The organism is Streptomyces sp. NPDC059567, from assembly GCF_042735655.1.
In the GTDB taxonomy this organism is placed as follows: domain Bacteria; phylum Actinomycetota; class Actinomycetes; order Streptomycetales; family Streptomycetaceae; genus Streptomyces.
Genome location: NZ_JBHWBS010000002.1, coordinates 251,230 through 265,607, shown reverse-complemented (window position 1 = coordinate 265,607; position 14,378 = coordinate 251,230). Strand labels below are relative to the sequence as shown.

General features: G+C 74.2%; 11 protein-coding genes. All 11 read left to right on the top strand.

What is annotated here, in order from left to right; all coding sequences use genetic code 11:
* Nucleotides 1-67: 67 nt before the first annotated feature.
* Complete coding sequence (locus tag ACFVZW_RS02505) at nt 68-3,331, top strand: lantibiotic dehydratase (protein ID WP_384515546.1); 3,264 nt, start codon at nt 68-70, stop codon at nt 3,329-3,331.
* On the top strand, nt 3,328-4,680 hold the full coding sequence (locus ACFVZW_RS02500; RefSeq protein WP_384515544.1) for a lanthionine synthetase C family protein: 1,353 nt from the start codon (nt 3,328-3,330) through the stop codon (nt 4,678-4,680). Before ACFVZW_RS02505 ends, ACFVZW_RS02500 begins: the two co-directional genes overlap by 4 nt.
* 53 nt (nt 4,681-4,733) lie before the next feature.
* On the top strand, nt 4,734-5,579 hold the full coding sequence (locus tag ACFVZW_RS02495) for a metallophosphoesterase family protein (RefSeq protein WP_384515541.1): 846 nt from the start codon (nt 4,734-4,736) through the stop codon (nt 5,577-5,579).
* Nucleotides 5,576-6,256, top strand: a complete 681-nt coding sequence (locus tag ACFVZW_RS02490; protein ID WP_384515539.1) for a 4'-phosphopantetheinyl transferase — start codon at nt 5,576-5,578, stop codon at nt 6,254-6,256. Before ACFVZW_RS02495 ends, ACFVZW_RS02490 begins: the two co-directional genes overlap by 4 nt.
* A 13-nt stretch (nt 6,257-6,269) precedes the next feature.
* Nucleotides 6,270-6,650, top strand: a complete 381-nt coding sequence (locus ACFVZW_RS02485) for a nucleotide pyrophosphohydrolase (RefSeq protein WP_384515536.1) — start codon at nt 6,270-6,272, stop codon at nt 6,648-6,650.
* Between the two features lie 55 nt (nt 6,651-6,705).
* Nucleotides 6,706-7,629: an LLM class F420-dependent oxidoreductase gene (locus ACFVZW_RS02480; RefSeq protein WP_384515534.1), complete on the top strand. Its 924-nt coding sequence runs from the start codon at nt 6,706-6,708 to the stop codon at nt 7,627-7,629.
* Between the two features lie 16 nt (nt 7,630-7,645).
* Complete coding sequence (gene mmuM / locus ACFVZW_RS02475) at nt 7,646-8,572, top strand: homocysteine S-methyltransferase (protein ID WP_384515531.1); 927 nt, start codon at nt 7,646-7,648, stop codon at nt 8,570-8,572.
* A gap of 46 nt (nt 8,573-8,618) precedes the next feature.
* Nucleotides 8,619-10,088, top strand: a complete 1,470-nt coding sequence (locus tag ACFVZW_RS02470; protein ID WP_384515529.1) for a 3' terminal RNA ribose 2'-O-methyltransferase Hen1 — start codon at nt 8,619-8,621, stop codon at nt 10,086-10,088.
* A complete protein-coding gene (locus tag ACFVZW_RS02465) occupies nt 10,085-12,622 on the top strand; it encodes a polynucleotide kinase-phosphatase (protein ID WP_384515526.1) in 2,538 nt (845 codons plus the stop codon). The genes ACFVZW_RS02470 and ACFVZW_RS02465 overlap by 4 nt, the downstream gene beginning before the upstream one ends.
* Nucleotides 12,623-12,851: 229 nt before the next feature.
* On the top strand, nt 12,852-13,571 hold the full coding sequence (locus ACFVZW_RS02460) for a Crp/Fnr family transcriptional regulator (RefSeq protein ID WP_384515524.1): 720 nt from the start codon (nt 12,852-12,854) through the stop codon (nt 13,569-13,571).
* A 76-nt stretch (nt 13,572-13,647) separates the two neighbouring features.
* Nucleotides 13,648-14,378, top strand: a 731-nt coding sequence (locus ACFVZW_RS02455; protein WP_384515521.1) for a hypothetical protein, incomplete at its 3' end; no start/stop codon positions are given.

The following is a 14,378-nucleotide window of genomic DNA, read 5'->3' as shown; positions in this document are numbered from 1 at the left end:
CGCCAGGGCCGCGCCGCCCGGCGCTCCCATGTCACCACCACGCACAGAACGGACCGGGGACGGACACGTGACGGACAGCGACATCTTCGACGCCGCCGATGTGGTGCTGCTGCGCGCGGCGGCCGGCCCCCTGCCGCCCGCACCGCCCGAGGCCGACGCGTCCGCGGCCCCACCCACCGGGCCTCCCGACGGCCTCGCCTCCGAGACCGCGCTACGGGCGGAGGTCGGCCGGCTGGCCGCGGACCCCGCCTTCCTCGCGGCCGTCCGACTGGCCAGCCCGAGCCTCGCCGACGAGGTCGAGAAGGTACGGTCGGGCGCCCCGCTCAAGCGCAAGCGCCTCACCCGGGCGCTCGTCTCGCTGACCAAGTACCGGCTCCGGACGACGTACCGGCCCACCCCCTTCGGCCTCTTCGCGGGCGTGGCCCTCGCCGGAACGGGTCCCGCCCCCGTACGGGCGGTGGGCGGCGCGCACCGGACGCTGAGCCGACCCGACGCGGCCTGGCTGCACGGAGTCCTCACGGACAAGGTCGTCACCACCCCCGGACTGGGCGAACGCGCCGCGCTCACCGCCAACCCGCTGCGTACGGTCCGGGACGGCCGCGTGGTCCTCGTCGACCACCACGACCCCACCGGCAAGCAGCAGTTGGCGCACTCGGTACGACTCACCGGAGTCGTCGCCCACGTCCTGGAACGGGCCGCCGACCCGGTCGGCTGGCCCGAGCTGGTCCAGGCGCTGGCCGAGCGGTTCCCCCAGGCTCCCGCCGCGACCGTCGAGCGGACCGTGCGGCAACTGGTGGGAAGCGGCTTCCTGTCGAGCGACCTCGTGCCACCGCCCGACCACACCGCCCCGCTCGACCACGTGCTGGAGCGACTGGCCGGCACCGACCACCCCGTGACCCACGCCCTCGCCGCCGTCCGCGCCGGTCTCGCCGCCCTGGACGCGGCCCCGCCCGCCGACCGGGGCCGGCAGCTCGCCGAGGTCACCGCCCGGATGCGGGAGCTGCGCGAGGCTGACGACGTGATCCAGTCCGATCTGGGACTCGACACCCGCCTCGTCCTGCCGGCCGAGGTCACCCGTGAGGCCGCGCGGGCCGCCTCCGCCCTGTGGCGGACGACGGCCGCCCGACCGGGAATGCCGCATCTGCGCGCCTACCACCTGGCCTTCCTGGAGCGGTACGGCACCGACCGTGCCGTGCCGCTGCTCGAACTCCTCGACGAGGCACGGGGACTCGGCCTCCCGGAGAACTACCGCGGGTCCGGCGGCGGGGCCAGCGCCGCGGCCGAGCCCTCGGCGGCGGAGCGACGCCGCGACCAGCTCCTCGGAGAACTGGTGCTCGGCGCCGTACAGCATGCGGGCGTCGGCGAGATCGTGCTCGACGAGAAGACGCTCGACGCCCTCGCCGCCACGGAAGCCGGTTCCGCCGCTCTCGCTGGGGCGGACCCGTCCGGCACCACCCGCCCTCCCCGCCGGGTGCCCGCGTCCCTCGAACTGGGCGCCGAGATCGTCGCCGACAGCTGGGACGAGCTCTGCGCGGGGGAGTTCCGTCTCGTCCTCGGCGCGAACCCGGGCTCGCCCCGGGCCGGTGCCACCTTCGGCCGCTTCGCTCCGGTCCTGGGCGGGGAGACCGGCCCGCTCGCCGCGGTCGTCGCGCGCGCCGAGGAGTCGGCCGCGGCCGCCGCGCCCGGAGAGATCACGGCCACGGTGGCCTACCGCCCCCGGGTGGCCCGCTCCGCGAACGTGGCCACCGTGCCGCAGTGGCTCCCGTACCGCATTCCGCTGGGCGTCCCGCAGGCCGCCCGCGAGGGAGTCATCGATCTGCGCCCCGAGGAACTCGCCGTCCACGCGGACCTGGACGGGCTGCGGGTCGTGCACACACCGACCGGCCGGCCGGTGCGCCCGGTGTCGTACTCCATGCTCAACCCCGGCAGCGGTCATCTCCCGTACGTGGCACGCTTCCTGCTCGACCTCGGATACGAGGGCCAGGACTGGTGCACCCCCTGGAACTGGGGATCCTGGACCTCCGCCCCCGCCCTGCCCCGGGTCCGCCTGGGCCGCACCGTGCTGGCCCCGGCCCGCTGGCTCCCCGACACCGCGCTGCGGGAGCGGGCCGCGGAGAGCGACGGCGCCGACGCGGGCTGGCACGAGGCGGTCGCCGCATGGCGTCGGCGCCTGCGCGTCCCCCGGTACACGCTGCTCACCCGGGTGGACAACCGCGTCACCGTCGACCTCGACGATCCGCGCCATCTGCCGGTCCTGCACGACGAGGTGAAGCGGCCCCAGGGCCTGGTGATCACCGAGTGGTACGGCGGCCCGGAAGGCGCCGGCTGGTTCACCGCCGCCGACGGCCCGCACGCCACCGAACTGGTCGTCCCCCTCTTCGCCCGCCGCCCGAAGCCGGCACCGACCGCGACCCCGAGGCCGACCATCGCCGGGGCCGAGGTACACGGCCGCGCACGGTGGGCGGCCATGCCCGGCGGCGAGTGGCTGTACGCCAAGCTCTACGTCCCCGACTCGCTCCAACAGCAGGTTCTGGCACAGCATGTGAGTCGACTCGTCGATTCCGAGGCGGTGCGCGCGGCCGGCGTCGACAGCTGGTTCTTCCTTCGGTACGCCGACCCCGACCCCCATCTGCGGCTGCGCTTCCACGGCAAGCCCGAGGGCCTGTGGCCGGTGCTGCTGCCCGCCGTACGGGAATGGGCCGAGGAGCTGAGGGACGCGGGGCTGACCGACCGGCTGGTGCTCGACACGTACGACCCGGAGATCGAGCGGTACGGAGGAGCGGCCGCCCTCGGTCACGCCGAGCGGGTCTTCCACACCGACAGCGCCGTCGTCCTGGCCCGGCTCGCCCCGCCGGCCGACCCCGCGCTGCCGCCGGTCACCCAGGCGGCGCTCGGGATCCTCGACCTCCTCACCGGCCTCGGCACGCCGGAGGAGGCCCTCGGCTGGCTCGGTGACCCGGGTTTCCTCGCCCGGCGCTCCGAGGTGGCGCGCGCGACGAAGGAGGCGGTCGCCGACCGGCTCGACGGGAGCCTCGCCGGCGGTTCCGAGCCACCGGGCCTCGCCGCCGCCCTGGCCGCGCGCGGCGCGGCGCTGGCCGGGCTCCGGGAGGTCCTCACTGCCCAGATCGCGGAGCCCGCAGGCACCTCCGACCCCGCCGACCCCACCGGATCCGCCGATGCGCGGGACCGGCGGGCCCCGGTGGCGATGAGCCTCGCCCACATGCACTGCAACCGGCTCCTCGGCCCCCGCCGCGAGGAGGAGATCCTCGCCCATGTGACGGCCCGCGAGGGCCTCGCCCTCGGTCTCAGCAGGAAGAGGCACGGCCGATGACCCTCGCCCATGACCCCCGGGCAGCGGCGCTGGAGACCGCGTACACCGTCGCGGAGCGGCTCCGTGACCCGGCGCGGGTCGCCCGCGTCACGGCGGCCGGGTGCGCCGAGGTGCCCGCCGAGCTGATGCTGCCCGGCTGGCAGCCGGCGTCCGTGCTCCTCGGTCATCCCGGCGTGAGCCTGCTGCACACGGCCTGCGCGCGCGACGACGAGCAGTGGTCCGCGGTGGCCCACGCCCATCTCGCCGCAGCCGTCGCCGCGGCCCCGCAGGCGGGACCGGCGGCCGTCGGCAACCTGGTCCTGCCCGCCCTCCTGCGCGCCGAGGACACCGGGGGGTACGCCCGGCTGCTCGACCGGAGCGTCGGCGTGCTCGCCGACCACACCCGGTCCAGGGTCGCCGCCCTCCGGGTCCGGCGCGCCGAGGGCCTCTCGTACCTGGACTACGACGTCGTCGCGGGACTCACCGGCCAGGGCCGGGTGCTCCTCGCGGCGGCCAGCCGGGGCCACGAACGGGCGGCGGACGCGCTGACGGGCGTCCTCGCCCTGCTGATCGAACTCACCGAGCCGCTGCGGGTCGACGGTGTGGACGTCCCCGGGTGGTGGTGCGCCCCGGGCCGCTACGTGGTGCCCCGGGACCGGGCCGCCTACCCGCGCGGCGACTTCAACGCGGGCGCCGCCCACGGCGTCTGCGGCCCGCTCGCCCTGCTGTCCCTCGCGCACCTGGCGGGCCACCGGGTGCCCGGCACCCCGGACGCGGTCCGGAGGATCACCGACTGGCTGCGGGGCCACGCGTACGACGACGGGCGGGGCGGCGTCTCGTGGCCCGGCCGGGTCGCCTTCGAGGAGGAGACCGGCGCCGCACCGGCCACCCGGGACGCGACGGCGCGGCCCGGCTGGTGCTACGGCACCGCCGGCATCGCCGGCGCCCTCGGACTGGCGGGTACGGCCCTGGCCGACGGGACGACGTCGCGGCAGGCCGTCACCGCCCTCGCGGCCCTGCTGCGCCGACCGGTCGCCGAACTCGGCGGCGACGACCCGGGCTTCTGCCACGGTCTCGCCGGCGTCCTCCACGCCGGGGTCCGGCTGGCGGCACGCACGGGCGACGAGGAGCTGTGGCGAGGCGCCGACCGCCTGGCGGCGGCACTCGTCTCTCTGTACGACCCCGAATCCGCCTTCGGCTACCGGCAGCTGGTCCGGACCCCCGCGGGTCCGGTGCTCCTGGAGAGCCCTGCCCTCATCGACGGCGCCGCGGGTGTGGCCCTCGCGCTCCTCACGTATGCGAAAAGCCGGGGCCCGGGTCCGCAGGACCCGCCACCCTTGGCCTGGGACGCGGTCTTCCTGACCTCGTGACCACGGGACCACTCGCACGTACGGGCTTCACGCACAGGAACGGACGACATGACATGAGCGGAGGACAGGGCAGGCTGCTGGCCATCAGCGACCTGCACGTCGCGTACCAGGAGAACCGGGCGATCGTCGAGGGCCTTCGGCCGACGTCCGACGACGACTGGCTGCTCGTCGCGGGCGATGTCGGCGAGCTGTCCGAGGACATCGACTGGGCGCTGACCCTGCTGAGCCGACGCTTCGCACAGGTCGTCTGGGCGCCGGGCAACCACGAGCTGTGGACGACGAGCCAGGACCCGCTGCGCCTGCGCGGACAGGATCGGTACGAGCACCTCGTCGCCCTGTGCCGCGGCCTCGGGGTCCTCACCCCCGAGGACCCGTACGCCGTGTGGCACGGGCCCGGCGGTCCGGTCACCGTGGCGCCGCTCTTCGTGCTGTACGACTACTCGTTCCGGGTGCCCGGCGCCACCACCAAGGAGCGCTCCCTCGCCCTCGCCGAGGCGAACGGCATCGTCTGCACGGACGAGTTCTTCCTCCACCCGGATCCGTATCCCAGCCGGGAGGCGTGGTGCGAGGCCAGGGTCGCGGTGACCGAGGAGCGTCTCGCGGCCTGCGACCCGGAGCTGGCGACGGTGCTCGTCAACCACTACCCGCTCGTCCGCGAACCGACCCGGGTCCTGCGGCATCCCGACCTCGCGCAGTGGTGCGGAACGGTACGGACCGCGGACTGGCACCGCCGCTTCCGGGCCCGCGCGGTCGTGTACGGCCATCTGCACATCCCTCGGACGACCTGGCACGACGGGGTCCGCTTCGAGGAGGTGTCGGTCGGCTATCCCCGCGAGTGGCGCAGACCCGGCCACCCGCACACCGGGCTCCGTACGATCCTTCCGGAGGAGGGCCCGTGATCGAGCGGCTGATGCCGCCCGGTGTCTGCGCGGTGGACACCTTCGAGGACGTGGCCGAGCCCGGGGACCTGTACCCGGCGGAGACCGCGCTGATCGCGCATGCCGTGGACACCCGGCGCCGCGAGTTCACCACGGCCCGCTGGTGCGCCCGGCGGGCCCTGACGGGGCTCGGGGAGCCCGCCGCGCCGATTCTGCCCGGCCGTCACGGCGCACCGGGCTGGCCCGCGGGGGTCCTCGGCAGCATCACCCACTGCGCGGGCTTCCGTGCGGCGGCCGCCGCACGCACCCCCGCGGTGGCGGCCCTGGGCATCGACGCCGAACCGAACGCGCCGGTCCCCGAGGGCGTCCTGGAGTCGATCGCCCTGCCCGGCGAACTCCGGCATGTGCGCGAGCTCTTGCGCGTCGCGCCCGAAGTCCGCTGGGACCGGCTGCTGTTCAGCGCGAAGGAGGCCGTGTACAAGACCTGGTACCCCTGGACCGGACAGCGGCTGGACTTCGAGGACGCCGCACTCTCCTTCGAGCGGAACGACGGCTCGTTCACCGCCCACGTCCGGGCGCCGTCCCCGTCCTCGGCGCATCCGCCCGTCCGGCGGCTCGACGGACGGTGGCTGGCCGAGCGCGGCCTCCTGCTGTCCGCCATCACGGTCACCACGGCCGCCGCGCCCCGGGAGCGGTGATAGACCTGATGCCGTGACGGAACTGGATGTAGCGGGATTGCAGCGCAGGCTGGCCGAGTTCGCGGCCTCGCGGGAGTGGCAGCCGTACCACACGCCCAAGAACCTGGCGGCGGCGCTCAGCGTCGAGGCGGCCGAACTCCTGGAGATCTTCCAGTGGTTGACGCCCGACGAGGCGGACCGGGTGATGGACGACCCGGAGCGGGCACACCGGGTCGAGGACGAGGTCGCGGACGTGCTGGCGTATCTGCTCCAGTTCTGCGGAGTGCTCGGCGTCGATCCGCTCGCCGCGCTGGCGGCGAAGATCGACCGGAACGAGCTCCGCTTCCCGGCCGGCCGGCCCCCGGGACGGTCCAAGGACGCCACCGGGAACGGAGACGATCACTCTTCGGAGTGATCGCCTGCCGGTCGCCGGGGAGGTTGACCGTCACCCCGCGGTGCAGGATGGAGTCATGGATCTCCGAATCTTCACCGAGCCCCAGCAAGGGGCCGACTACGACACCCTTCTCACGGTCGCGAAGGCCACCGAGGACCTCGGTTTCGACGCCTTCTTCCGCTCGGACCACTACGTCAGCATGGGATCCGCGGACGGCCTGCCCGGGCCGACCGACGCGTGGATCACGCTGGCCGGTCTGGCCCGGGAGACCAGCCGGATCCGTCTCGGCACGCTGATGACCGCCGGCACCTTCCGCCTCCCGGGCGTCCTGGCCATCCAGGTGGCCCAGGTCGACCAGATGTCCGGCGGCCGGGTCGAACTGGGTCTGGGGGCAGGCTGGTTCGAGGAGGAGCACCGGGCGTACGGAATCCCCTTCCCCAAGGAGAAGTTCGGCCGGCTCGAGGAGCAGCTGGCGATCGTCACCGGACTGTGGGGCACCGAGATCGGCAAGAGGTTCTCGTACGAGGGCGAGCACTACCAGCTCGTCGACTCGCCCGCGCTGCCGAAGCCGGCCCAGGCCAGGATCCCGGTGCTCATCGGCGGTCACGGCGCCAGCCGGACCCCGCGGCTCGCCGCGAAGTACGCCGACGAGTTCAACATCCCGTTCGCGTCGCTGGAGGACAGCGAGCGGCAGTTCGGACGCGTCCGCGCCGCCGCCGAGGCCGCCGGCCGCCGGGCCGACGACCTGGTCTACTCCAACGCCCTCGTGGTCTGCGTCGGCAAGGACGACGCCGAGGTGGCCCGCCGCGCGGCGGCCATCGGCCGCGAGGTGCGGGAGCTGAAGGCCAACGGCCTGGCGGGCTCGCCCGCCGAGGTCGTGGAAAAGATCGGCCGGTACGGCGCGATCGGGGCGTCCAGGATCTACCTCCAGGTCCTCGACCTCGACGACCTGGACCACCTGGAGCTGATCTCCGCCCAGGTCCAGTCCCAGCTGGGCTGACGGGAAGGACACCCCGATGGCACCCGCTCGCACCCTCGCCGAGGCGCTCGCCGCCGACGTGCTCGTCCTCGACGGCGGGCTCTCCAACCAGCTGGAGGCCCAGGGCTGCGACCTGCGCGACGAGCTGTGGTCGGCCCGGCTCCTCGTCGACGGGCCCGAACAGATCGCGGCGGCGCACACGGCGTACGTCCGGGCGGGTGCCCGGGTCCTGATCACCGCCGGCTACCAGGCCGGCTTCGAGGCCTTCGCCCGGCGCGGCATCGGCCGGGCCGAGACGGCGCGGCTGATCGGGCGCGGGGTGGAGCTGGCCCGGGCCGCGGGGGAGGGGGCCGCCGAGCAGGTGTGGGTCGCCGGGTCGGTGGGCCCGTACGGGGCGACCCTCGCGGACGGCAGCGAGTACCGCGGCCGGTACGGGCTGACCGTGGCCGAGCTCGAGCGGTTCCACCGGCCCCGTATCGAGGCGCTCGCCGCGGCGGCGCCGGACGTGCTGGCCCTGGAGACGGTGCCCGACACCGACGAGGCCGAGGCGTTGCTCCGGGCGGCCGAGGGGTGCGGGGTGCCGGTCTGGCTCTCGTACACGATCGCCGGGGAGCGGACCCGCGCCGGGCAGGGGCTCGCGGAGGCGTTCGCGCTCGCGGCGGGCAACGACCAGGTGATCGCGGTCGGGGTCAACTGCTGTGAGCCGGAGGACGCGGGCCGGGCCGTGGAGATCGCCGCCGGGGCGACGGGGAAACCGGTGGTCGTCTACCCCAACAGTGGCGAGGAGTGGGACGCCCGGGCCCGGTCCTGGCACGGAAGCGGTTCCTTCGATCCCGGGCGGATGCGTGGCTGGCCCGCGGCCGGGGCCCGGCTGCTGGGCGGCTGCTGCCGGGTCGGCCCCGACCGGATCGCGGCCCTGGCCGCCGCGCTGCGGGGACCGACCTCGGAACCCGCCGACGGCTGAGGAAAATGCCTGGTCGGAGGGGGACGAGCGGACCATACTCGGACGTGTGTTCCTGACGATCAGTACGACCGGCACCCCCGAACGTCCCGCGACCGATCTGGGCTTTCTGCTGCACAAGCATCCCGACAACGCGCAGACGTTCTCGACCTCGCACGGCACGGCGCACGTCCTCTACCCCGAGGCGAGCGCCGAGCGCTGCACGGCCGCGCTCCTCCTCGAGGTGGACCCCATCGGCCTGGTGCGGCGCGGCAAGGGCAAGGGCCGGGGCGGCGCCCCCGACTCCGCGCTCGCGCAGTACGTGAACGACCGGCCCTACGCCGCGTCCTCGCTGCTCGCCGTCGCGCTCGCCACGGTCTTCAAGAGCGCCCTGCACGGGGCCTGCAAGGCCATGCCCGAGCGGGCCGCCCAGCCGCTGCCGCTGCGCGTCGAGGTACCGGCGCTGCCGGCGCGCGGCGGGGCCGAGCTGGTCCGCAAGCTGTTCGGGCCCCTTGGCTGGGACACCGTCGACGCCGAGCCGGTGGTGCTGGACGGCGCGTTCCCCGAGTGGGGCGACTCCCGCTACGTGCGGCTCGTCCTCGAAGGGGAGCTGCGGCTCGCCGACGCCCTCAACCAGCTCTACGTCCTGCTGCCGGTCCTCGACGACGCCAAGCACTACTGGGTCTCGCCCGACGAGGTCGACAAGCTGCTGCGCGCCGGCGACGGCTGGCTCGCCGACCACCCCGAGCAGAAGCTGATCACCAGCCGCTATCTGTCCCGCCGCTGGGGCCTGACCCGGGAGGCCATGGAGCGCCTGGAGCTGGTGCGCCTGGCCGAGAGCGACGGGCTGGACGTCGACGACCTCGACAACGCGGTCGACGAGACCACGGACACCGAGGAGAAGCCCGTTCCGCTCGCCGAGCAGCGCCGGGAGGCGATCCTCGCCGCCCTGCGCGCCGCCGACGCCACCCGTGTGCTCGACCTCGGCTGCGGACAGGGCCAGTTGGTGCAGGCCCTGCTCAAGGACGTGCGCTTCACCGACATCGTCGGTGTCGACGTGTCCGTACGGGCCCTGACCATCGCCGGACGCCGGCTGCGGCTCGACCGGCTCGGCGAGCGGCAGGCCGGCCGGGTGAAGCTGATCCAGGGCTCGCTCGCGTACACCGACAAGCGTCTGACCGGCTACGACGCGGCCGTACTGAGCGAGGTCATCGAGCACCTCGACCTGCCGCGGCTGCCCGCGCTCGAATACGCCGTGTTCGGCTCGGCGCGTCCCCGGACGGTCCTCGTGACCACGCCGAACGTCGAGTACAACGTCCGCTGGGAGTCGCTCCCGGCCGGACACGTCCGGCACGGCGACCACCGCTTCGAGTGGACCCGCGAGGAGTTCCGAGGCTGGGCGGCGCACGTCGCCGGGCAGTACGGGTACGAGGTCGCGTTCACGCCCGTCGGCCCGGACGATCCCGAGGTCGGCCCGCCCACCCAGATGGCCGTCTTCACCCACACCACCCCCCCGACCCCGAAGGAGGACACGGCATGACCGACACCACCCGCACGCTGCCCGTCACCGACCTGTCCCTCGTGGTCCTGATCGGTGCGAGCGGCTCCGGCAAGTCCACCTTCGCCCGCCGCCACTTCAAGCCCACCGAGGTCATCTCCTCCGACTTCTGCCGCGGCCTGGTCGCCGACGACGAGAACGACCAGAGCGCCAGCAGGGACGCCTTCGACGTCCTGCACTACATCGCGGGCAAGCGACTGGAGGCGGGACGGCTGACCGTCGTGGACGCCACCAACGTCCAGCAGGAGGCGCGGCGTCAGCTGGTGCAGCTGGCCCGGCAGTACGACGTGCTGCCCATCGCGATCGTCCTCGACCTGCCCGAGGAGGTCTGCCAGGCCCGGAACGCGGCGCGCCCCGACCGGGCCGACATGCCCCGCCATGTCGTCCAGCGCCACCGCCGCGAGCTGCGCCGCTCCCTGCGCGGTCTGGAGCGCGAGGGCTTCCGCAAGGTCCATGTGCTGCGCAGCGCCGAGGAGGTGGAGGCGGCCGAGGTCGTCCTGGAGAAGCGGTTCAACGACCTGCGTCACCTCACCGGCCCCTTCGACGTCATCGGCGACATCCACGGCTGCCGTTCCGAGCTGGAGACCCTGCTCGCGAGGCTCGGATACGTCGACGGCCACCACCCCGAGGGGCGTACGGCGGTCTTCGTCGGCGACCTCGTCGACCGAGGGCCGGACAGCCCGGGCGTACTGCGGCGCGTCATGTCCATGGTCGCGGCCGGCGACGCCCTGTGCGTGCCCGGAAACCACGAGAACAAGCTCGGGCGCTGGCTCAAGGGCCGCAAGGTCCAGGAGACGCACGGCCTCGCCGAGACCATCGAGCAGCTGGGCCGCGAGACCGAGGAGTTCCGGGCCGAGGTCGGAGCGTTCATCGACGGGCTCGTCAGCCACTACGTCCTCGACGAGGGCAAGCTCGTCGTCTGTCACGCCGGTCTGCCGGAGAAGTACCACGGCCGGACCTCCGGCCGGGTGCGTTCGCACGCGCTGTACGGGGACACGACGGGCGAGACCGACGAGTTCGGCCTTCCGGTGCGCTATCCGTGGGCGGAGGAGTACCGCGGCCGGGCCACGGTCGTCTACGGCCACACACCCGTCCCGAACACCTCGTGGATCAACAACACCATCTGCCTGGACACCGGCGCGGTCTTCGGCGGCAAGATGACCGCGCTGCGTTGGCCGGAGCGCGAACTGGTCGACGTACCGGCGGAGAAGGTCTGGTACGAGCCGGCCCGGCCGCTCGCGACCGAGGCGCCGGGCGGGCACGAGGGACGCCCGCTCGACCTCGCCGACGTCCACGGACGCCGGATCGTGGAGACCCGGCAGATGGGCAACGTCGCGGTACGGGAGGAGAACGCGGCGGCCGCCCTGGAGGTCATGAGCCGGTTCGCGGTCGACCCCCGGCTGCTCGCCTACCTCCCGCCGACGATGGCACCGACCGCGACCTCGAAGGCGGAGGGCTATCTGGAGCACCCGGCCGAGGCCTTCGCCCAGTACAAGGCAGACGGCGTCGAGCGGGTCGTGTGCGAGGAGAAGCACATGGGCTCCCGCGCGGTCGCGCTCGTCTGCCGCGACGCGGACGTGGCGCGCGAGCGGTTCGGGGTCAGCGGACCGACCGGCGCCCTGCACACCCGTACCGGACGGCCCTTCTTCGACGATCCGGAGGTCACCGAGCAGGTCCTGGAGCGGCTGCGGGCGGCCGTCACCGCCGCCGGGCTCTGGGACGAGCTGGGCACGGACTGGCTGCTGCTCGACGGCGAGCTGATGCCGTGGTCGCTGAAGTCGGCCGGGCTGCTGCGCTCGCAGTACGCGGCGGTCGGCGCGGCTTCCCGCGCGGTCTTCCCGGGCGCGCTCGGCGCACTGGAGCAGGCGGCGGCGCGGGGCGTGAACGGGCTGGACGCGCTCCTCGCCAAGCAGCGCGAACGGGCGGCGGACGCCGAGGCGTTCACGGAGGCGTACCGCCGGTACTGCTGGCCGACGCAGGGCCTGGAGGGCGTGCGCCTCGCGCCGTTCCAGCTCCTCGCCGCGCAGGGCCGCTCGCTGGCGGCCGTGCCGCACGACGAGCAGCTCGGATGGCTCGACCGGCTGGTGGAGCACGATCCGACGGGGCTCCTCCAGGTCACGCGCCGGCTGATCGTCGACCCGGGCGACGAGACGTCGGTACGGGCCGGTGTCGACTGGTGGCTGGAGATGACGGCCGCCGGGGGCGAGGGCATGGTCGTCAAGCCGCTCGCGGCGCTCGTACGAGGCGCGGACGGCCGACTCGTCCAGCCGGGCGTCAAGGTCCGCGGCCGGGAGTACCTGCGGATCATCTACGGCCCCGAGTACACCCGCCCGGAGAACCTGGAGCGCCTGCGCAACCGTTTCCTCGGCCACAAGCGCTCGCTCGCGCTGCGCGAGTACGCCCTCGGCCTGGAGGCGCTGGACCGACTCGCGGAGGGCGAGCCGCTCTGGCGTGTGCACGAGGCGGTCTTCGCGGTGCTCGCACTGGAGTCCGAGCCGGTGGACCCGCGTCTGTGACACGCTCCCCACGGGGGGCGCAGGGGAGTGGATAGTTGCGCTCCCCTGCGCCCCCCGTGCCCGTTGACGGGCTTCTTCGCCAGCCCCTAGCGTTCTTCACCCCACGACGTGACGCAACGTCAACAGAGTGACTGCGCACGCCATATGAGGTGGGAACCAACACACAGAGGCGGGCGCGGACACGGCCCCACGGGTCTTCCACGGCTTCGCGGGCGGGGGGTGAACGACAGTGAGTCTTTTCGGCCAGGACCGCTTTCTCCACGCCCTGCCCGAGCGGGACCGCCGGACGCTCCTCGCCGAGGGGAGCCCGCACGTCTACGAGCCCGGCGAGGTGATGATCCGGGAACGCGACACCACCGCGTACGTCCTCGCGCTCCTGTCCGGCTGGTCCGTCGTCTCGGTCGAGACCGAGCGCGGCACCCGCCTCATACTCGCCCTGCGCGGCGCGGGAGAAGTCGTCGGCGACCTCGCCGCGGTGGACCGCAGGCCGCGCAGCGCCACCGTCACCGCCCTCGGCCGCGTCGAGGCCGTCGCCATCAGCGGCGACCGCTTCCGCCGCTTCCTCGCCGCCCATCCGCACGCCACCTCGCTGATCCTGCGGCAGCTCTCCGCCCGGCTGCGCAGCTCCGACGTCGAGCGCCGCTCCCTCGCCTCCGAGACCGTGCTCCAGCGGCTCGCCGCGCGCCTGGTGGAGCTCGCCGAGCGGGCCGGCCGGCGCGCGGACGCCGGCACCGTGCTCGAACTTCCGCTTCCCCAGCACGACCTGGCGGCGGCCATCGGCGCCACCCGGGAGGCGGTGGCCAAGGCCCTCCGGCTGCTGCGGGAACAGGACGTCGTCCGCACGGCGAACCGCCGCGTGGTCGTCATCGACATGCCCGTCCTGATCCTGCTGGCCCAGGGCGGATCACCCCACACGAAATCGGCGGAGAAACCTCCGCCGGGTGTGTAAACGGCTACATCGCCGGCCGCCGCGCGCGGCCAGGCTTGACCCGTCACCACGGCAACACGGCACACAGGGAGTCCGAGTGAGCAGTGCGGGAGCGAGCGCGGGAGCGAGTGCGGGAGCGATCCATCGCCTCGTCGTCTTCGGCGACGCGGTCGGATCGGGCACCTGGGGCATGGACGCGAAACGACGGATGCGCGCCGCCATGTACGAGGCGTTCGGCGAGGCGTACGCCGCCGTCGGCATCGAACCGGGCACGGTCCACCAGGAGGACCGCGGCGACGGCATCCTCGGGGCGCTGCGCCCGGAGGTCCCGCCGGCGTTCATGGTCGGACGCTGGATCGACACCCTGTACGAGAGCCTGCGCGAGCACAACGCGGGCCGGCGCGAGCGGCTGCGGATGCGGGTCGGCATGAACGCGGGACTCGTCCTGGAGGACGGCCACGGTCTCGTCGGCCGTGCGGTCGACCTGGCCTGCCGGCTCTGCGACAGCCCCACGGCCAAGCGGATCATGACCGCCGCGCCCGACGCCGATCTGCTCGTCGTCGTCTCCGACTGGCTCTACGACAACGTGGTCGTCGAAGGCGGCCGGTACGTGGAGCCGGGGCACTACCGGCAGGCCCGGGTGCGCTCCAAGGAGACCGACGAGACCGCCTGGTTCCACATCCCCCGCCGAACGGAACCTCCGATGCCGCCGTTCGGCGAGCAGGACGGCGGGGACGGCCGTGGCGACCCCGAGACCGGGGGGGGGGGGGGGCCCGCGGGCGGCCCCCCCCCCCCCCCCCCCCCCCCCCGCGGCGGCCACGCGGAGGG